Genomic DNA, 19249 nt, shown 5'->3' with positions numbered 1-19249 from the left:
ATCCATGAGTGTGCGTGTATCTGGAAAGCATATGGAGATTGGCGACTCGTTCCGTCAGAAGATCGAAAGCCATATCGGCGATGCGGTTACCAAATACTTCGACGGGGGATATTCCAGCCAGGTGATCGTCGAGAAGGCGGGTTCTTCGCGCTTCTCGGCAGACTGCAAGATCCACCTCGATTCGGGCGTGGTGTTCCACGCAGCCGGTGAGGCGAACGATCCGCAGCTGAGCTTCGATGCTGCTGCTGAACGGATCGAAAAGCGTCTGCGCCGCTACAAGCGTCGTCTCAAGGACCATCATGCCACCAATGGCAATGGTCACGAGGACGTTGCCTACGCGATCATGGATTCCATTCCTGACGACGACCAGGAAGTGGCGGAGGATTACGCTCCGACCATCGTCGCCGAGAGCTCAAAGCAGCTGCGCACCATGACGGTGGCAACGGCTGTCATGGCGCTCGACATGACCGATGAACCGGTTCTTCTGTTCCGCAGCCCGGACAAGGAATTGAACATCGTTTACCGCCGCAACGACGGCAATATTGGCTGGGTCGACGCCGCCAATATCAAAGGATAAGAGACTTGTCGGGAGCGGTTAACGCCGCTCCCCTCGCCCCGGTTGGTGGCAAAAGGATGAGAAGAATGGCTTTGGCAGATCTGCTGCAGCAAGATGCAATTATCCCCAGCTTGAAGGTGAATTCCAAAAAGCAACTGCTGCAGGAACTGGCTGCCAAGGCTGCCAAACTGACCGGCGTGCCTGAACGCGAGATTTTTGACGTGATCGTGCAGCGCGAACGCCTCGGCTCGACCGGCGTCGGCCATGGCATTGCCATTCCGCACGGCAAGCTGACAGCCATTTCGCAGATCGTCGGCCTGTTTGCCCGTCTCGACACGCCTGTCGATTTCGAAGCGCTGGATGACGAACCGGTCGATCTCGTCTTCCTGCTTCTGGCACCTGAAGGTGCCGGCGCCGACCACCTGAAGGCGCTTTCGCGCATTGCCCGCGTGCTGCGTGACCAGGACCTGGTAACCAAGCTGCGCGCCACCGATTCCGCCTCGGCGATCTACGCCTTCCTTAACGAGGAACAGGCTTCCAACGCCGCCTGAGGTAATCTCAAGGTTTCACAAACGAAAAGCCCCGGGTATCTGTCGATACCCGGGGCTTTTTGCTGGAATGCTGTCCCGCTGGAATGGCGTCAGGCCTATCAGGCCTTTTCGTCGGCCACTTCAATCTTCGGGCCACCCTTGGCAACGCCGACCATAGCCGGACGCAGCACGCGGTCGCCGATTTTGTAGCCGTCCTGGACGACCTGTACGACGGTGTTGTTGGGAACGGCCGGGTTCGGCACTTCGAACATCGCCTGATGGAAGTTCGGGTCGAACTTTTCGCCTTCCGGCTCGATCTTTTTCACGCCGTGGCGCTCCAGCGTCGAGAGCATGGAGCGTTCGGTCATTTCCACGCCTTCGAGAAGCGTGGTGAGGCCGGCATCCGCTGCTGCACGCATTTCTGCCGGAACGGCATCGAGCGCACGGCGAAGATTGTCGGACACGCCGAGCATGTCGCGGGCAAAGCTGGTGACGCCATAAACCTTGGCATCCTTCAGTTCGCGTTCGGTGCGGCGGCGCAGGTTGTCCATATCGGCAGCGAGGCGCACGAAACGGTCGCGCAGGTCGGCATTTTCGGCCTGAAGCTCCGCAATCGGATCAAACTCGGCGACGTCGGCTTCGGTCGCAGCAGTATCCTCCAGCGCGGATGCCACGGCTTCGGCAGCGTTTTCGTCCGCTGCCGCGTCAGTGCCGTTGTTCTTGGTTTCGTCGGTCATGACGGTCTCCGGATGGTGTTCGTGTGAAGTGGCCCCGATATCAGGGTTTGAGGCGAAAAAATCAAGGCTTTGCGGCAATCAAGCGACATCCGGGCAATCAAGGCCCTCAAAGAGGGTTGCGCGACATGCGGGCGAGAAGCTGGGCGGTGTAATCCACCATCGGCACGATGCGCGAATAGTTGAGCCGTGTCGGGCCGATGACGCCGACAGCGCCGACGATGCGATCGTCTCCGTCACGATAGGGCGCAACGATGAGCGACGAACCGGACAGCGAAAACAGCTTGTTTTCCGAGCCGATGAAGATGCGCACGCCCGGCCCGCTTTCGGCGAGGTCAAGGATCTCGATCAGACTGTCCTTCTTTTCCAGATCATCGAACAGGAGACGCAGACGATCCATGTCGTCCGCCCCTTCCAGCCCCTGAAGAAGGTTGGCGCGGCCACGCACGATCAGCTGTGCCGGCTTGCCCTCGCCATTGTCGCCTGACCAGACGGCAAGGCCACGGGCAACGAGATCCTGTGAAAGGGCATCAAGTTCCCCCTTCACCTCATCCTTGAGCTTCGAGATCTGGCTGCGGAAATTGGGCAGCGTCTGGCCGGTCAGGTGGGCGTTGACGAAATTGGCAGCTTCGGTGAGCTGCGACGAGGTGATGCCCGAAGGCAGCTCAATGACGCGGTTTTCCACCTGATTGTGCTCGCCGACCAGGATGGCGAGTGCCTTGGTGGGCTCCAGCCGGATGAATTCGACATGTTTGAGAACCGGATCACTTTTCGAGGTGATGACGATGCCGGCGCCGCGCGAGACGCCGGACAGCATGCGGCTCGCCTCTGTCAGCATGCTCTCGATCGGCTGGCCGCGATCCGACGCCCGCACTTCGCGATCGATATTGGCGCGTTCTTCCGGTGACAGGGCCCCCACCTGCATGAAGGCATCGACGAAGAAACGCAGGCCTGTCTGGGTGGGCAGGCGGCCGGCGCTGATATGCGGTGAATAGACCAGGCCAAGTTCTTCGAGATCGCTCATGACATTGCGCACCGACGCCGGTGACAGCGACATGGGTAGAAGACGCGACAGGTTGCGTGAACCGAGCGGTTCTCCGTTTTCCAGATAGCTTTCAACGATGCGGCGAAAGATTTCGCGCGAACGGTCGTCGAGGATGGACGTGCCATCCCTGCCCGTCGATGCCGAAAATACCATCTCTATCCCTATCGTTGCCGCACGCCTTCGGTGCCGTCTCTCATCAGATATAATGCCGCTCTGCCCTTGGCAAAAGGGAAAAGCGACGAAGCGGCCTCCGGCTTTTCCTTTGCAAAAGCGCCCTTGGGGCTCTAGAAACGCGATCACCAATTATGGAGCAAAGCATGCGGCCTTCAGGCAGAAAAACCGACCAGATGCGCAAGATCTCTTTCGAGCGCAATTTTTCCAAGCACGCGGAAGGGTCGTGCCTCGTGAAATTCGGCGAGACGCATGTGCTGTGCACGGCAAGCCTTGAGGAAAAGACGCCGCCGTGGCTGCGCAATTCCGGCAAGGGCTGGGTGACCGCCGAATACGGCATGCTGCCACGCGCCACCGGTGACCGCATGCGGCGCGAAGCTGCCACCGGCAAGCAGGGCGGTCGCACGCAGGAAATCCAGCGCCTGATCGGCCGCTCCCTGCGCGCCGTCGTGGACCTCGAAGCCCTCGGCGAAAAGCAGATCACCATCGACTGCGACGTCATTCAGGCGGATGGCGGTACACGCACGGCGGCCATCACCGGCGGCTTCATTGCCCTGCATGACTGCCTGAAGTGGATGGAAGCCCGCAACATGGCCAAGGTCGACAAGGTTCTCAAAGACCATGTCGCCGCCATTTCCTGCGGCATCTTTGCCGGCCAGGCGGTGATCGACCTCGATTACCTCGAGGATTCGGCTGCCGAAACCGACGCCAATTTCGTGATGACCGGCTCGGGCGGCATTGTCGAGGTTCAGGGTACCGCGGAAGGCAAACCGTTCAGCCGCGAGGAATTTTTGACGCTGCTGGATCTGGCGACGGCCGGCACTGCCGAGCTGGTGGCCATGCAGAAGGCTGTGCTTGCGGGTCAGTGATCGTGAAGGGCGCGGGCGGCGATCAGGAATCGTCGCTGCCCGACCCGTAGATATTTGTCCCGTAATTCGGCTCATGACTGGTGTCACGGGCTTCCGGCAGAAACTTTTTCCCGCCGAAGCCAACAGGATGAATCGCCCACCAGATGCTGGCGGCGATCAGAAGCATGCCTGTTACAAGGCCGATGGTCACTGACAGCCAAACTGCCATAGATTGCTTCCCCGCCTATCAATACAGTCATTCATAACATGAGACAAAGTCATGATCGACGGCATTCTCGAAACGGCTCTTTACGTCGATGACCTCGATGCCGCCGAGGCCTTCTACGGCAGTCTCCTCGGCCTCGAAAGAATCTCACGCGCCGGCGACCGCCATGTCTTCTTTCGCTGCGGCCCCAGCATCCTCCTGATCTTCAATCGCCACGAAACCATCAAGCCGCCCTCCCCCGATGCCCTGCCGGTTCCGGGCCATGGCACGACCGGCGCGGGCCACGCCTGTTTCCGTGTCGATGCCGAAGCGATTGACTTGATCGCCGAAAAGCTCAACAAGGCAGGCGTTTCCATCGAAAGCGACTTTCGCTGGCCGAACGGCGCGCGATCGATCTATTTGCGCGATCCGGACGGCAACAGCCTGGAATGCGCCGAACCCAAACTCTGGAATCTTTGAAGGACCGCCCATGCGCAAGCTCGAGACCCGCACCATTGTCGTTGCCAGCCACAATGCCGGAAAAATCCGCGAGATCGCCGACCTGATCGGCCCGTTCGGTTTTTCGGCGAAATCTGCGGCCGAGCTGAAATTCGCGGAACCGGATGAGACGGGCACGACCTTTGAAGAAAATGCGGCCATCAAGGCATTGGCCTCTGCCAAGGCATCCGGCATGCCTGCCCTTTCCGACGATAGCGGTCTGGTGATCGACGCGCTGGATGGCGCGCCGGGCGTCTATACCGCCAACTGGGCCGAGCGCGAGGATGGCAGCCGCGATTTTCCCTGGGCCGTGCAGAAGGTGGAAACCGCATTGCAGGACAAAGGCGCGACCACGGCCGACAAACGTACCGCGCGTTTCGTCAGCGTACTGTGCCTGGCATGGCCGGATGGCCACACCGAAATGTTCAGAGGCGAAGTCGAGGGTACGATCGCCTGGCCGCCGCGCGGCGCCGATGGTTTTGGTTACGACCCGATCTTTCAGCCGGAAGGTTACGACACCACATTCGGCGAGATGACGGCGGAAGAAAAGCATGGGTGGCAGCCCGGTGATGCGCAAGCGCTTTCCCACCGTGCCCGTGCCTTCAAGATCTTTGTCGAAACCTGCCTGGAAGCGTAAACAACACCTCATGGACACCGTACTCGACCGCCATGCCAAATTGCTGCCCGATACCGGCGAACCCGGTTTCGGGGTCTATGTGCATTGGCCGTTCTGTGCCGCCAAGTGTCCCTATTGCGACTTCAACAGCCATGTCCGCCATCAGCCCGTCGATCAGGAGCGGTTTACCGCCGCCTTCCTGAAGGAAATGGAATGGATGCGGCAGATGAGCGGCCCGAAAACCGTGACCAGCGTGTTTCTGGGTGGCGGCACGCCGTCGCTGATGCATCCGAACACGGTGTCCGCCATTCTCGACGGCATAGCCAAGAATTGGCACATGCCCGATGGCATCGAGATCACCATGGAAGCCAATCCTTCCAGCGTCGAAGCCGATCGTTTTCGCGGATACCGGGCCGGTGGTGTCAACCGCGTGTCGCTCGGCGTGCAGGCGCTGAACGACCGTGATCTGAAATTTCTCGGCCGTCTGCATGACGTGGAAGACGCGCTGAAGGCGATCAAGCTGGCGCGCGACATTTTTCCGCGCATGTCCTTCGACCTTATTTACGCACGGCCGAAGCAGACTGTTGCCGAATGGGAAGCCGAGCTGCATCAGGCAATCGGCTTTGCCGTCGACCATCTGTCGCTCTACCAGCTGACGATCGAGGAAGGCACGCCCTTCTACGGCCTGCACAAGGCCGGCAAGCTAATCGTTCCCGATGGTGACCAGTCAGCAGACCTCTACGAGGCGACGCAGGAGATTACCGCACGTTTCGGCATGCCGGCTTATGAAGTGTCCAACCACGCACAGCCGGGCGCTGAAAGCCGCCATAACCTGACCTACTGGCGTTATGGCGATTATGCGGGCATCGGCCCCGGCGCGCATGGGCGGCTGACACGCGGCTCCTACAAGGTTGCCACCGCCACCGAACGCAAACCGGAAGCCTGGCTCGACCTCGTAGAGGCGCATGGCCACGGCATGGTGGAGCAGGAAATGCTCGGTTATGACGAGATGGCAGACGAACTGCTGTTGATGGGGCTGCGGCTGACCGAGGGTGTCGACCTGGCCCGCTGGCAGCAATTGTCCGGCCGCGACCCCAACCCGGAGCGCGAGCAGACTTTACTGGAACACGGGTTTATCGAACGCATCGGCAATTCCCGCCTGCGCTGCACGCCTTCGGGCATGCTGATCCTGGATGCCGTGGTGGCCGATCTGGCGTTTTGAGGTTTTGCCATGCCGGTCGATGACGCCTTCTCCCGCGCCGACCTTGCCCGACTGTACGATGCACTCAACCCGGCCGGTGCGGATAGCGAATTTTACCTGCGGCTTGCCACGCAGCCATGCAGTATTGTCGATGTCGGCTGCGGCACCGGCCTGCTGACGCTCCTTTACGCGCAGGGTGGACATGACGTGACCGGCGTGGAACCGGCAGAAGGTATGCTGGCCATGGCGCGGCAAAATGATGTCACCGCCTTGGTGCATTGGCTGGCTGCGACCGGTGCCGATTTTATCAGCGACAATCGCTTCGACCTTGCAGTCATGACAGGCCACGTCTTTCAGGTATTCCTGAACGACGCCGCGACGCTGGCTGTCCTGAAAAACATCCGCAGCCACCTGAAACCCGGCGGCCGGCTGGCGTTCGATAGTCGCAACCCTCTGGCGCGGGCCTTTGATGGCTGGACTGCGGAAAAGACGCTTCGGCATATCGAGCTCGGCGGCTCAGGGACCGTCTGCGTTCACCATCAGCTTCTGGCGGTGGACGGCGAACAGGTCACGTTTGAAACTGTCTTCGATTTTATCGACGCAGGACGTCTGGAGACAAGCCGCAGCACCTTGCGCTTTCCATCACAAGACACGATTGCGGCGCTTCTTGCGCAAGCCGGTTTTGACGGCATCGACTGGATCGGCTACTGGGATGGTTCGGCATTTGCACCGGAAAGCCGTGAGATCATTGTGGTCGCCCACAAAGCCCGCTGACACTCATGCCTTCACGGCAAGAAGATGCAGCCAGTCGGTCGACTGGCCGTCATAGGCGCCGCCATGGGTGATATCCAGCGCCATAGTTCGCCATGGCAGCACGCTGCAAACGTCCTTCAACCACGTCTGCGACGGATAATTGTAATAACGGCCAAGGCCATCATGCCCTTCCGCCTCTCCTGCCTTGAAGCTGGCGTAAAAGGCGCCGCCGGGACGAAGTGCGCGGTGGATGCGTGCAAGGATGACGCCCAGATCGACGCGGGGCACATGCAGAAGGCAGGCATTGGCCCAGATGCCATCAAAGGCCGATACCGCGGCGATCTCCGAGAAAGACAGTACCGAGACCGGCATTTTCAGGCGGCGAGAGGCTTCGGCGGCAATTTCGGCGATACCGTCCGTCGGCGTCACCCGAAAGCCGCGTGACAGCATTTCGGCACTGTCGCGGCCGTTGCCGCAGCCGAGCTCCAGAACTTTCGCACCCTGTGGCAGAAGCGCGAGAAAGGGATCGAGGCGCTCGCGGCTGGGCGCCTGCGCATGCTCGACATAGGTCTTGGCATTGTCCGCATAGAACCGGCTGGTGGGATCCTGCGGTGCGGCCATCACCTTCTCCTATCGCGACAACATCAGCTTGGTGCCGAAACCCAGAAACACCAAACCGACACCGAGATCGATCTTCTTCTTGGCCTTGAGATAGGCAGCGGCAACACGGGGATGAGTGATGAGGCCGACGAGAATGGTGTAATAGACCGTCGAGACCATGATCATCACGGCGATGGCGGCAAGACCATAGAGAAACGGCGTGCCGGCCGGCATGGTGGCGGCAAACAGCGAGGCCACGAACAGCGCCGATTTCGGATTGGCGAGATTGGTGGCAATCCCCATGCGGTAGGCCGCTTTCAGCGGCACGTCGATCTTGGCGGTACCAAGTTCGGCAACCGGACCCGAGCGGCGCAGATCGCGCAAAATCTTGAAACCGAGATAGACGAGATAAAGCCCACCGACGATTTTCAGTGCCAGATAGGCGAAGGGAGCCGCCTGAAACAGTGCATTGATGCCGAGCCAGCCGGCAAGGCCCCAGAGAAACGTGCCGGTGATCGTGCCGGCGGCTGCGACGACGGCAACCCTGCGCGGTGCGGTCAGGGCATAACGCATGACCAGCAGCGTGCTCGGCCCCGGTGTGATACAGGCAACCGCCCAGATGGTGGCAACGGAAATCAGAAACACTTTTTCGGCCCCTTCAGGCATGTCTTGTTTTGACAAGACATGCGCCCTGGAAACGGCCTGGGTCAAGAGGTGCTGCTCGCACAACGAAACGCGGCGCGAGCAAATGCTCCGCCGCGTTGTTCCGTCATGCAGGCATGGATCATGGCGCGGCTGGCGGCCGCGCCGCCATCAGGCGTTGTTGTCGTTGATCAGGCGCTTCAGGAGTTCGATCTCCTGGCCGAGCTTGGTGTCGCCGCCGATCAGATCCTCGATCTTGCGCACGGCATGCAGAACCGTGGTGTGGTCACGACCACCGAAACGACGGCCGATTTCCGGGAAGGAACGCGGCGTCAGGGTCTTTGCCAGATACATGGCGATCTGGCGCGGCTTGACGATGACGCGGGTACGGCGGTTCGACACCAGTTCCTGGCGCGAAACGTTGTAATGACGGGCAACGATGCGCTGGATGTCCTCGATGCGCACACGCTTGGCTTCGCCGGTGCCGACCAGATGCGCCAGCAGTTCATCGACGCGCTCGAGCGACAAGGATGGCTCGAACGAGCGGCGGAAGATCAGCTGGTTGAACGCACCTTCAATCTCGCGACCGCTATTGGCAACATTGCGCGCAACGTGGCTGAGGATTTCTTCCGGAATATCGAGCGAAGGATCGTCCTGGCGGGAAATTTCGAGGCGGCGCTTGAGCATTTCGAAGCGCATCTCGTAGTCCGGCGATTCCATCTCGATATTGACGCCGCCCTGCAAACGCGAACGGACGCGGGTATCAAGCGATTCCAGTTCCCACGGCGCACGGTCGGCAGCAACAACCACCTGTTTGGCGCTGTCGAGCAGCATGTTGAGAAGATGACAGAACTCGTTCTGGATCATCTTTCCCTGCAGGAACTGCATGTCGTCGATGATCAGCAGATCGATATTGCGCAGCGACTCCTTCAGCGTCAGGGCGTCGTTGTCGCGGATGGCGGTGGCGAAACGCCACATGAAATATTCGGCGGTCAGGTAAACGACGCGCGGGTTGCGGTCGCTGTTGACGGCAGCATTGGCGATCGCCTGCAAAAGGTGGGTCTTGCCGAGGCCGACGCCCGAATGAATGAACAGCGGGTTGAAGCGTACGGCATTGGCACCGGCATCCGCGATGGTGCGGGCAGCGGCAAGAGCAACGCGGTTGGACGGGCCGTCGACAAAGGTATCGAACGTGTAACGGCTATCGAGCGGCGAACCGAACAAAGGACCGGCTGCAGACGGCTGACGCTGCGTCGACGAGGATGCGGCCTGCATCGGGGTCGGGAAAGAGGCGATCTGGCCGATTTCACGCGGCGGCTGGCGACGGGCAGGCTGAACGGCCGGTGCCGCATCAGCAGTCGACGGACGTTCTTCGGCGCCGGCACGAACCGGACGACCGGCAGTGCGCACCAGGATTTCGACCTTGAGGATTTCGGAATCCTCGGCCTGCATGATGGTGGTGATCAGATCAAGGTAACGGTTGTTGATCCACGACTTCAGAAAGGTGGTCGGCACGCTCAGCCGGACAACGCTCTTGGAGACGGAATGAAGTTTAAGACGTCCGAACCAGCTCGTATAGACTTCAAGGCCAACCTGCGCTTTGAGGCGCGCGCTGAACCGCTCGAAAAGAGCATCATTCTGCATTTCAGATTTTTCCCCTGCCGCCTGGGAGCAAACTGAATCCAACGTCTGCGGTACCGTATCGCTTTCGCCAAAAGCCCGGATCGGAGCCGTGTTCATCTGCATTGCTGTGCCGCCTTCCAATATTACTCACGCCCGGCGGCCGTACATTTCGTACCGCCAGGTCGAACTCGTTAAATTGCGATCAGCTTGCCTCTCCTCGTAAGAGGCAGCGTCCCGCAGCAATTATTTAAATGTCGCTTGGGTCGAAACCCGAACACGACTTACCAGAAGCCCCTTGTCCCCGGCTCCAGATCGCATCTGATACGCGACACGACCGAAATACCCCATCCTCGTCATGGAGTATCGAAAGTCCCCTTCTCCATGGGGCCGGAATGCGGCCCCACTCATTCGACAACAACCGACCGCGCCGGAATCCGTAAGGATTACCGGTACACAACCGTTGGTTATATGAAAAAACGGAAACTGAACTTTCCGTCACAAGAGTCTAGAACGGGTTTGCCCCTGCTCTATACTCGGCGTTCGTCAGTGTTCCCGACAATTGCCCACGCCTCTTGTTGAGAGCCATTTAGGCAGGATCACATGCCAAGATCAACAGTGAATTTTACGCAAAATTAAACGGCAGCCGTTGACTCTTTTGGTCCAGTCGGCATCGATTTAAGTCCTTGTTCGAGAATCTCTTTTGAATCAACGGGATTCAAAAATGATGGGATTACTGGACGCGTCAGAAGCGAAAAAATAAAAATTCGCTTGACTCAAAATCGGACAGGTCACCCACCCCAAAAATCGATGCAATGCAACCTTTCCTTCTATAAGCATTTGATTTTCAACGAATTTTTATGTCACCGACTTGTTATCAATTCGTCAAATAGCCGGACAAGGATTCTCGTCATGAGGGAAACGCAAAAAAGCCCGGTCTAAGACCAGGCTTTGTTCGCAACTGCTAATGCAGAATGTATTAGGCCGAAAGAGCCTTAACGCGCTTGGCAAGACGCGAGACCTTACGGTCTGCAGTATTGCCATGCATAACGCCCTTGGTGGCGGCGCGCTGGATTTCCGGCTGAGCGGCCTTGAGGGCTGCTGCTGCGACCGTCAGATCACCCGTTGCGATAGCTTCTTCGACCTTGCGGATGAAGCCACGGACGCGCGAACGACGAGCCTTGTTGACTGCGGTACGGCGAGCGATCTTGCGGGTCGCCTTTTTCGCCGAAGTTGTATTGGCCATCTCATGCCTCTCTACGAATTCGAACCAAAACTCCACCATCGCCGCGCAGGGTCGTTGCGACCTTACCATCCAGCAATTCGGGAGCAATAGAGGAAGCCGTGATCAGGCTTTCCCAACTGTGGGGCGGCGTATAGCCTTAATGGGCGCAGTCGTCAACGCGCAATTTCGCCGGTTCTGCCCGGATTGCGAGTCTTTTCGCCAGGCGAACCGCTCAAACATCACCTTTGGCATTGCGGGCAATAAAAAGACGAGCGCCCGGCCTGGGTGATGCGGTGGATCGTGCCTGCACATTCCGGCGTCCGGCATGCGGCCCCTTCCCTATCATAGACCGAGAAGGAGTGCTGGAAATAACCGAGCGTACCATCCGTCTGGATATGGTCCCGAAGCGATGAGCCGCCGGCGGCGATCGCTTCGGCAATCACGTCGCGGATCGCTTGCGTCAGCACCAGCAGCTCCTTCTTCGGCTTGCCGGTGGGCGTAACCGTGGTGCCGGATGCCCTGAGCGGCGACAGGTGCGAACGCCAAAGCGCTTCGCAGACGTAGATATTGCCGAGGCCGGCAATATTGCTCTGGTCGAGCAGCGCGCTTTTCAGCGGCTGGATTTTTCCGCCAAACCTTTTTGCCAAATGGTCGGCGCCCAGAATATTGCCGGTCGGTTCCGGGCCAAGCTCGGCAAAGGCGGGATAGGCATCGAGTTCCGTGCGCGCCCATAAATGCATGAAGCCGAAACGACGGGGATCGTTATAGATGACACGCATCGGCCCCTTCGCCGTTTGCAGATGGAAGATGACGTGATCGTGTTTCTCGTCCTTCGAGCGGGCATGATGGAAATTGCCCGGCACCTGCTCTCCCGCGCCTTCCTCGATCCGGAACGAGCCGGACATGCCTAGATGGGCAATGACGCTCATGCCGCTCTCAAGGTCAATCAGCAGATATTTGGCGCGACGGCCAAGGGACGCGATCCGCTGGCCGGACACCCTGGCGGCGAAGTTTTCCGGAAAGGGAAAACGCAGGTCGGGGCGACGAAGCTCCAGCTTTGTAACGGTTGCGCCTTCCATGACCGGCGAGAGGCCTCGACGGACGGTTTCGACCTCTGGCAATTCGGGCATGGCTTTCCTAACTTCCTGTTTCAACGTCCGGCGGACTGCTCTATAGACCAAGCAACATGGCCTTGCGCCGAGGCGCCCGCATTTGATGGAAAACATAGTGCGGGCCTTGCCCATTCGCTACGGCCGATCGACCGATATGCAGGATCACAGAAGAGGATAGTTCCATGGCTGACACCCGAACCCAGGCAGACGGCGGCATGGAAACCTCCTACGGTTTCCGCGAGGTCGGCAATGGCGAGAAGCAGGGCCTCGTCAACGAAGTCTTTCACAAGGTCGCCAAGCGCTATGACGTCATGAACGACGTCATGTCGGTCGGCATGCACCGCATCTGGAAGGATGCGATGATCAATGCGCTGAACCCGCGCAAGGATCCCGATTACCGCTTTCTCGACGTTGCCGGCGGCACCGGCGACATCGCCTTCCGCATCGTTGAAGCCTCCGACAAACAGGCCAAGGGCACGGTTCTCGATATCAACGGTTCGATGCTGGGTGTGGGCGCCGAGCGTGCGACCAAAAAGAAGCTGGCCGACAACCTGACCTTCGTCGAGGCCAATGCGGAAGAACTGCCCTTCGAGAACAATTCCTTCGACGCCTATACGATCGCCTTCGGCATTCGCAACGTGCCGCGCATCGACGTGGCGCTGTCGGAAGCCTATCGCGTGCTGAAGCGCGGCGGTCGTCTGCTGGTTCTGGAATTTTCGGAAGTCGACCTGCCGCTTCTGGAGCGCGTTTACGAGGAATGGTCTTTCAAGGCGATCCCGCAGTTCGGCAAGATGATCACCGGCGATGCCGAGCCCTACCAGTATCTGGTGGAATCGATCCGCAAATTCCCCAACCAGGCAAATTTTGCGACGATGATCCGCACCGCCGGTTTTTCGCGCGTCGGCTTCACCAACTATACCGGCGGCATTGCCGCGCTGCATTCCGGCTGGAAGCTGTAAGGGTATGGTGAAGGCAGGTTTTGAGACAGGCATGAACGCATGAGCACGATCGGCGCCTATTTTCGCCTGACCCGTGTGGGCTGGGTTCTGGTGCGCGAAGGTGTCGTTTCGGCGCTGCCGACGCAAGGCATGCCGCCGGCACTGGCGCTTGCCAAATCGCTGACCCGTATCTTTGTCAAACCACGTTCGATCAAGGAAAGCCGTGCCGAGCGTCTGGGCCGTGCCGTCTCGCGGCTTGGGCCTTCCTACGTCAAGATCGGCCAGTTTCTGGCAACACGTCCCGATGTCGTCGGTGTCGACTGGTCCGCCGATCTGGCGCTGCTGCAGGACCGGATGGCGTTTTTCCCGACTGCCATTGCCAAGGACCAGATCGAGACCTCACTCGGACGGACGATAGACGATCTTTATACGGGCTTTGGCGAGCCGATTGCCGCCGCATCTATCGCGCAGGTGCATCCGGCCGAAGTGGCGGGCAAGAAGGTTGCCGTAAAGGTCGTGCGCCCCGGCGTGCGCCAGCGGTTCGCCAACGATATCGAAGGCATGTATCTGGTTGCCCATATGCAGGAGCGTTTCATGCGCTCCTCGCGCCGCCTGCGCCCGGTCGAGGTGACCCGCACGCTGGAACAGACCACCAAGCTGGAAATGGACCTGCGGCTGGAAGCGGCAGCGCTTTCGGAAATCGGCGAAAACACCAAGGATGATCCCGGCTTCCGCGTGCCGAACGTGGACTGGGAGCGCACCGGCCGCGACGTCATCACCATGGAGTGGATCGACGGCATCAAGATGTCGGACGTGACGAGCCTCAAGGCTGCAGGCCATGACCTCGATCTTCTCGCCGAGACGCTGATCCAGTCCTTCCTGCGCCACACGCTGCGCGACGGCTTTTTCCATGCCGACATGCATCCCGGCAATCTGTTCGTCGATCCGGCCGGCATCATTGTCGCCGTCGACATGGGCATTGTCGGACGGTTGGGCAAAAAGGAACGGCGGTTCCTTGCCGAAATCCTCTATGGTTTCATCACCCGCGATTACATGCGCGTCGCGCAGGTGCATTTCGAGGCCGGTTACGTGCCGGGCCACCATGATATAGCCAGTTTTGCGCAGGCGATCCGGGCGATCGGCGAGCCGATCCACGGACAGCCGGCAGAAACCATCTCGATGGCGCGCCTGCTGGCGCTGCTGTTCGAAGTGACCGACCTGTTCGAGATGGAAACGCGGCCCGAGCTGATCATGCTGCAGAAGACCATGGTCGTGGTCGAGGGCGTGTCGCGCATGCTCAACCCGCGCTTTAACATGTGGAAGGCATCCGAACCGGTTGTCGGCCAGTGGATCCGCGACAATCTCGGCCCCAAGCGGATCATGACCGACCTCAAGGACGGCATGACGGCTGCGGTGAAACTGGCAGAAGCCCTGCCGGAAATTGCCGCCAAGACCGAAAAATTCCACGGCCAGCTGTTGCAGATGAGCGAACACGGCCTGCGTTTCGACACCCAGACGGCGGAAGCGATCGGCAAGGCCGAGGCGCGGCATACCCGTTCGGGCCGGTTGGCGCTTTGGGTAATCGCCATCGCGCTGATGGCAATTGCGATTATGCTGGCCTGACGGTCGCCACAAGAAGGAACGACATGGCCTGTCGCAACCAGACAAGGTTGCGACAGGCCGCGGATCAGGTAGGATCCGCGCACGAGGAGACAGGATGATAAAATCCGACAGCGTGCATGACATGAAGAATTCCGAAAAGCAGGGTCCGGCCGAGGATGTCGCAGACCCGCATGCCATCATTGAACTGACCGGCCAGCCGCTCGGATTTCCCGAACTGATCCGCATTGGACAAGGCACCGTTCAGGTGACGGCTGATCCCGACGGATTGGACCGCGTCCGTTATGCCCGCACCATTCTGGAAAAAGCCATCGACGACGGCATTCCCGTTTATGGCGCCACCACCGGCGTCGGCGCCATGAAGGATGTGGCATGGTCGCCGGAAGAACTCGATGCCTTTAACCTCGGCCTTGTGCGCGCCCACCATTTTGGCACCGGCGAACCGTTTCCCATTTCCGTCGTGCGCAATGCCATGGCGCTGCGCGTCAACACGGCGCTGACCGGTTATGTCGGCTGCTCGACTGATCTGGTCGAAGCCTATCTTGCGCTGCTTGCCGCCGATGTCATTCCCGTCGTGCGGCGCACCGGCTCGATCGGATGCGCCGATATCGGCCTGATGGGACAGATAGGCGCGGTACTGACCGGTGTCGGCGAGGCCCATTACCAGGGTCGGCGGCTGCCGGCCGCGCAGGCTTTCGAAGAGGCGGGCCTGAAACCGTTCAAGATGGCGCCGCGCGACAGTCTTGCCTCGCTCAGCGTCAATTCCGTGAGTTTTGCCGCAACTGCCGAGGCGACACGTGCGGCTGCGGGCGCAAACCGCACCCTGCTGGCGACGGGCCTTGCCGCATCGGCGGCCATGGGTGGCTCACGTGATCCGTGGATTGCCGTCACCCATGTCGGCACGCCGCGCGAGGCGATGATCGGCAAATGGCTATGCAATGCCTCCGATGGCTGGGCGGACGGCGGCCAGGAATGGCCGAGCGCCACACATGTGCAGGACCCGCTCAGCCTGCGCATGATCGCGCAGGTTTTTGGCTCCGTCTTCGAAGCCGTGCTGACCGCCGGACACAAGGTGCTGGCGGCAACCGGTCGATCCGACGACAATCCCGTTATCGTCGACGGCCGGGTGCTGACCTCGGGCGGCTCGCTTCCCCTCGATGTGACGGTGCTGCTGGAATCCGCCTCGCTGACCATGGCGCATGCGGCCCGCAATGCCTTCAACCGCTGTGTGCTTCTCGGCAACGGCCAGCGTCGTGACCTGCCGGTGAACCTCGTGCCGCACGGACGCATTGCCACCGGTTTCGGGCCGATCATCAAGCTGGCCGGCGAAATCTTCTCGCGCGTCTTGTCGATGACCAATCCGGTATCCGCGCAGTCGTTGGTGGTTTCCGGCGGCATGGAGGATGAGGCGGCGTTTCTACCGCTGGTGATTGAGCGGTTCGAGAGGCAGACACAGGCGCTGAAACGTCTGGCGGCGCTGGAAGCGCTGCTGGCGGCGCAGGCGATGGATATCTGCGGCGATCGGCCGGGTGGAGCTGCCAAGCTGGTGTATGACGTGGTGCGCCGGCATGCGGAATTTTATACCGTCGACCGGCCGCTTTCGGCCGAGGTGGAGGCAATCGAGGAGGAACTGGCGTCCGAAACCTTCCTCACCGAGCTTATCGCCATCTCGCCGATCCATGCTATCGATGGATTTTTCGCGCTTGGTGCTTTTGGAGCGCAGGCGGATGCGTAAGGCGGGAGATAACCTCCCGGCCGATGGCGCGCCCGTGCTGCAGGGAGATATTTTATGAATTCAAATCTGCCGGTCGATGCCGCCCGTATTGCTGCCGATATCAAGGCGCTGGCCGACATTACCGAACCCGGCCGCCCCTGGACACGCCGGGCATTTTCGCCGCTGTTTCTGGAAGGCCGAGCCTATGTGGAGCGCCGCATGAAGGATGCCGGACTTGAAACCCGCATCGACCATGCCGGCAATCTGATCGGGCGCAGACCCGGAAGAAAAGGTGGTGGCACGCTGATACTGGGCTCGCATTCCGACACCGTGCCGGAAGGCGGACGGTTCGATGGCATTGCCGGGCTGATCGCCGCGCTGGAAGTGGCGCGCTCGCTCGCAGACAAGGGGATCGAGCTCGATCATGATCTGGAGATCGTCGATTTTCTGGCCGAGGAAGTCAGCCCGTTCGGCGTCTCCTGCATCGGCAGCCGCGGCATGACCGGGCAGCGGCCGGACGCGTGGCTGGAGCGGATGGCCGATGGCCGCAGCCTGGCCGAAGGCATCGCAGAAGTGGGCGGCGACGTGACGGCGGCAACCGCCCGCGACGACATCAAGGGGTTTCTCGAGCTGCATATCGAACAGGGCACGGTGCTGGAGCGCGAAAACATCAATATCGGCGTGGTGACGGCGATTTCCGGGATCACCCGCATCGAGATCATCGTCGAGGGTCGTGCCGACCATGCCGGCACGACCGTCATGCCGTTCCGCAAGGATGCGCTGGTGGCAGCCTCCGAGATCGTGCTGGCCATTCGCGAGGCCGGACTGGAACTCTCAAAGACACCGGGACATTTTACTGCAACGGTGGGTGAATTCGAAATCGAGCCGAATGCCGCCAATGTCATTCCCTCACGGGTGCGCATGCTGATCGATGCGCGGGCGGAATTGCGCGAGGATATGGAGGTGTTTTGCGCGCATCTGGACGCCATCGCGACCCGCACCGCCGAACGCTGGGGCGTAACGATCGCGCCGCCGATCCGGATTTCGGACGTTGTGGCAACGCCTTGTGACCCGCACGTACTGGAAATTCTCGAAAAGGCTGCCGACGGTTCGGGCATCAGCCATCGCCGCATGGCATCCGGCGCTGGCCACGATACCGGCTGGATGGCGAAAGTGGCGCCGGCGGCGATGATTTTTGTGCCCTGCAAGGATGGCCGCAGCCACTGCGCCGAGGAATGGGCGGAGACCAACGATATCGCGCTTGGAACGGCCGTGCTGTTTCAGGCCGTGCAGGACATGGACCGGAGTTTGACGCAGGAGAGCTGACGCATGGGACGCATACTGGTCGAAAAGGACGTTGAAGCAGCGGTAAAAGGCGGCTCGGTTTATGCCGCAGGCGGTGGCGGATGGGCTGATCATGGGCGCATGCTGGGTTATGCGGCTGTTGCGGTGGGCAAGCCCGAACTGGTGTCGATCGACGAACTGAAGGATGACGACTGGGTGGCGACGGCAGCCGCGATCGGCGCTCCCGCCTCCACCACGCCCTGGGAAATGCGCGGTGTCGATTATATCCGTGCCGTACAAATCCTGCAGGAAACGCTGGGTGAAAAACTGTCGGGCCTGATCATTGGCCAGAACGGTAAATCCTCCACGCTGAATGCCTGGCTTCCCTCCGCCGTGCTGGGCACCAAGGTGGTGGATGCGGTGGGCGACGTGCGCGCCCATCCGACCGGCGACATGGGTTCAATCGGCATGGCCGGTTCACCCGAGCCGATGATCCAGACCGCCGTCGGCGGCAACCGGGAAGAACACCGTTATATTGAACTCGTCGTGCGCGGCGCGACGGCAAAAATTTCGCCGGTGCTGCGGACGGCAGCCGATCAATCGGGCGGGTTCATCGCCTCCTGCCGCAATCCGCTACGCGCCTCTTATGTGCGCAACCATGCGGCACTCGGCGGCATTTCGCTGGCGCTGACGCTCGGCGAAGCGATCATCGAGGCGGAAAAGCGCGGCGGTTCGGCAGTGATCGATGCGATCTGCAAGACCACCGGCGGCGCCATCATTGCCGAAGGTGAGATCACCGCCAAGGATGTCGTTTATACGCAGGACGCTTTCGATATCGGCACGATCACCATCGGCACCGGCGATAATTCGGCGGTGCTGCATGTGATGAACGAATACATGGCGGTGGAGGATGCCGGCGGCAACCGTGTCGCCACCTTCCCCTCCGTCATCAGCACGCTGTCGCCGGAAGGCGAGCCTTTGAGCGTGGGTCAGTTGTCGGTCGGCATGAAGGTGTTCGTGCTGCATGTGCCGATGGACATTTTGCCGCTGTCTTCCAGCGTGCTCGACCCGACGGTTTACCCTTACGTGGAAAAGGCGATGGGGATCGAGATTGCGAAATATGCGCTGAAAGGGCGGAGCTAGCAGACTGGGAGCTTGCGACGGCCCCTCATCCGGCTGCCGCCACCTTCTTCCCGTTGTGACGGGGAGAAGGGATATGCCGAACCACCCTGCGCCAAGAGCTGAGGAATAGCGGGGCACGTCCCCTTTCCCCGCCTGCGGGCAGAGGTGCCGCGCAGCAAGCCGCGCTGTGGGTGAGGGGAAACCGTTGCCGCAAC

Annotated in this window: 20 protein-coding genes; 12 read left to right on the top strand and 8 right to left on the bottom strand. The window is 60.4% G+C overall.

Annotation, left to right across the window (positions count from 1 at the left end; all coding sequences use genetic code 11):
- Window positions 1-4: 4 nt before the first annotated feature.
- The gene (gene hpf, locus AAIH70_RS18110; RefSeq protein WP_132276440.1) at window positions 5-577 is read left to right on the top strand and encodes a ribosome hibernation-promoting factor, HPF/YfiA family; all 573 of its coding nucleotides are present in this window, start codon (window positions 5-7) and stop codon (window positions 575-577) included.
- Window positions 578-642: 65 nt separating this feature from the next.
- Window positions 643-1107, top strand: coding sequence for a PTS IIA-like nitrogen regulatory protein PtsN (gene ptsN / locus AAIH70_RS18105; RefSeq protein WP_132276438.1), 465 nt, complete (start codon window positions 643-645; stop codon window positions 1105-1107).
- A gap of 98 nt (window positions 1108-1205) precedes the next feature.
- Here ptsN and grpE read toward each other — a convergent pair whose 3' ends face one another.
- Together grpE and hrcA are read right to left on the bottom strand one after the other, a co-directional pair.
- The gene (gene grpE / locus AAIH70_RS18100; RefSeq protein WP_132276436.1) at window positions 1206-1823 is read right to left on the bottom strand and encodes a nucleotide exchange factor GrpE; all 618 of its coding nucleotides are present in this window, start codon (window positions 1821-1823) and stop codon (window positions 1206-1208) included.
- Window positions 1824-1929: 106 nt separating this feature from the next.
- Complete coding sequence (gene hrcA, locus AAIH70_RS18095) at window positions 1930-3018, bottom strand: heat-inducible transcriptional repressor HrcA (RefSeq protein ID WP_430035051.1); 1089 nt, start codon at window positions 3016-3018, stop codon at window positions 1930-1932.
- A 164-nt stretch (window positions 3019-3182) separates the two neighbouring features.
- Here hrcA and rph point away from each other — a divergent pair, with 164 nt between their 5' ends.
- Window positions 3183-3905: a ribonuclease PH gene (gene rph / locus AAIH70_RS18090; RefSeq protein WP_132276432.1), complete on the top strand. Its 723-nt coding sequence runs from the start codon at window positions 3183-3185 to the stop codon at window positions 3903-3905.
- Window positions 3906-3927: 22 nt separating this feature from the next.
- On the opposite strand, the gene AAIH70_RS18085 is transcribed toward rph, so the two are convergent.
- The gene (locus tag AAIH70_RS18085) at window positions 3928-4113 is read right to left on the bottom strand and encodes a hypothetical protein (RefSeq protein ID WP_132276430.1); all 186 of its coding nucleotides are present in this window, start codon (window positions 4111-4113) and stop codon (window positions 3928-3930) included.
- Window positions 4114-4164: 51 nt separating this feature from the next.
- Here AAIH70_RS18085 and AAIH70_RS18080 point away from each other — a divergent pair, with 51 nt between their 5' ends.
- The 4 genes from AAIH70_RS18080 to AAIH70_RS18065 are packed head-to-tail and all read left to right on the top strand — an operon-like array spanning window position 4165 to window position 7178.
- Window positions 4165-4569 carry a VOC family protein gene (locus AAIH70_RS18080; protein WP_132276428.1) on the top strand — a complete coding sequence of 135 codons (405 nt, stop codon included), beginning with the start codon at window positions 4165-4167 and terminating at the stop codon, window positions 4567-4569.
- Window positions 4570-4579: 10 nt separating this feature from the next.
- Window positions 4580-5224: an RdgB/HAM1 family non-canonical purine NTP pyrophosphatase gene (gene rdgB, locus AAIH70_RS18075; protein ID WP_132276426.1), complete on the top strand. Its 645-nt coding sequence runs from the start codon at window positions 4580-4582 to the stop codon at window positions 5222-5224.
- A gap of 10 nt (window positions 5225-5234) precedes the next feature.
- Window positions 5235-6425, top strand: a complete 1191-nt coding sequence (hemW, locus tag AAIH70_RS18070) for a radical SAM family heme chaperone HemW (protein ID WP_132276424.1) — start codon at window positions 5235-5237, stop codon at window positions 6423-6425.
- Window positions 6426-6434: 9 nt separating this feature from the next.
- Window positions 6435-7178, top strand: coding sequence for a class I SAM-dependent methyltransferase (locus tag AAIH70_RS18065; protein WP_132276422.1), 744 nt, complete (start codon window positions 6435-6437; stop codon window positions 7176-7178).
- Window positions 7179-7181: 3 nt separating this feature from the next.
- Here the strand turns inward: AAIH70_RS18065 and AAIH70_RS18060 are convergent, their stop codons facing one another.
- From AAIH70_RS18060 to mutM, 5 genes are all read right to left on the bottom strand, one after another.
- Complete coding sequence (locus AAIH70_RS18060; protein ID WP_132276420.1) at window positions 7182-7778, bottom strand: class I SAM-dependent methyltransferase; 597 nt, start codon at window positions 7776-7778, stop codon at window positions 7182-7184.
- A 9-nt stretch (window positions 7779-7787) separates the two neighbouring features.
- Window positions 7788-8438 (bottom strand): LysE family translocator, encoded by a 651-nt coding sequence (locus AAIH70_RS18055; RefSeq protein ID WP_245519229.1) that lies wholly within the window; start codon window positions 8436-8438, stop codon window positions 7788-7790.
- Window positions 8439-8570: 132 nt separating this feature from the next.
- On the bottom strand, window positions 8571-10145 hold the full coding sequence (gene dnaA / locus AAIH70_RS18050) for a chromosomal replication initiator protein DnaA (RefSeq protein WP_132276418.1): 1575 nt from the start codon (window positions 10143-10145) through the stop codon (window positions 8571-8573).
- 853 nt (window positions 10146-10998) lie between these two features.
- Window positions 10999-11265: a 30S ribosomal protein S20 gene (rpsT, locus tag AAIH70_RS18045; RefSeq protein WP_132276416.1), complete on the bottom strand. Its 267-nt coding sequence runs from the start codon at window positions 11263-11265 to the stop codon at window positions 10999-11001.
- A gap of 218 nt (window positions 11266-11483) precedes the next feature.
- Window positions 11484-12374: a bifunctional DNA-formamidopyrimidine glycosylase/DNA-(apurinic or apyrimidinic site) lyase gene (mutM, locus tag AAIH70_RS18040; protein ID WP_132276414.1), complete on the bottom strand. Its 891-nt coding sequence runs from the start codon at window positions 12372-12374 to the stop codon at window positions 11484-11486.
- Window positions 12375-12538: 164 nt separating this feature from the next.
- Between mutM and ubiE the strand changes: the two genes are divergently transcribed.
- From ubiE to AAIH70_RS18015, 5 genes are all read left to right on the top strand, one after another.
- Window positions 12539-13315 (top strand): bifunctional demethylmenaquinone methyltransferase/2-methoxy-6-polyprenyl-1,4-benzoquinol methylase UbiE, encoded by a 777-nt coding sequence (gene ubiE, locus AAIH70_RS18035; RefSeq protein WP_132276412.1) that lies wholly within the window; start codon window positions 12539-12541, stop codon window positions 13313-13315.
- 39 nt (window positions 13316-13354) lie between these two features.
- The gene (ubiB, locus tag AAIH70_RS18030; protein ID WP_132276410.1) at window positions 13355-14917 is read left to right on the top strand and encodes a 2-polyprenylphenol 6-hydroxylase; all 1563 of its coding nucleotides are present in this window, start codon (window positions 13355-13357) and stop codon (window positions 14915-14917) included.
- Between the two features lie 121 nt (window positions 14918-15038).
- Complete coding sequence (locus AAIH70_RS18025; protein WP_430035136.1) at window positions 15039-16649, top strand: aromatic amino acid ammonia-lyase; 1611 nt, start codon at window positions 15039-15041, stop codon at window positions 16647-16649.
- Between the two features lie 54 nt (window positions 16650-16703).
- Entirely contained in the window at window positions 16704-17954 is a 1251-nt protein-coding gene (locus tag AAIH70_RS18020; RefSeq protein WP_132276408.1) for a Zn-dependent hydrolase, read from the top strand.
- Between the two features lie 3 nt (window positions 17955-17957).
- Window positions 17958-19055: a DUF917 domain-containing protein gene (locus AAIH70_RS18015; protein ID WP_132276406.1), complete on the top strand. Its 1098-nt coding sequence runs from the start codon at window positions 17958-17960 to the stop codon at window positions 19053-19055.
- Window positions 19056-19249: the final 194 nt, after the last annotated feature.

The sequence above is a fragment of the Neorhizobium sp. BT27B genome, assembly GCF_050455485.1.
Classification (GTDB): Bacteria; Pseudomonadota; Alphaproteobacteria; order Rhizobiales; family Rhizobiaceae; genus Neorhizobium.
Note: the sequence above shows the minus strand (reverse complement) of the source record. Positions and strands in the feature narration are given on the sequence as shown.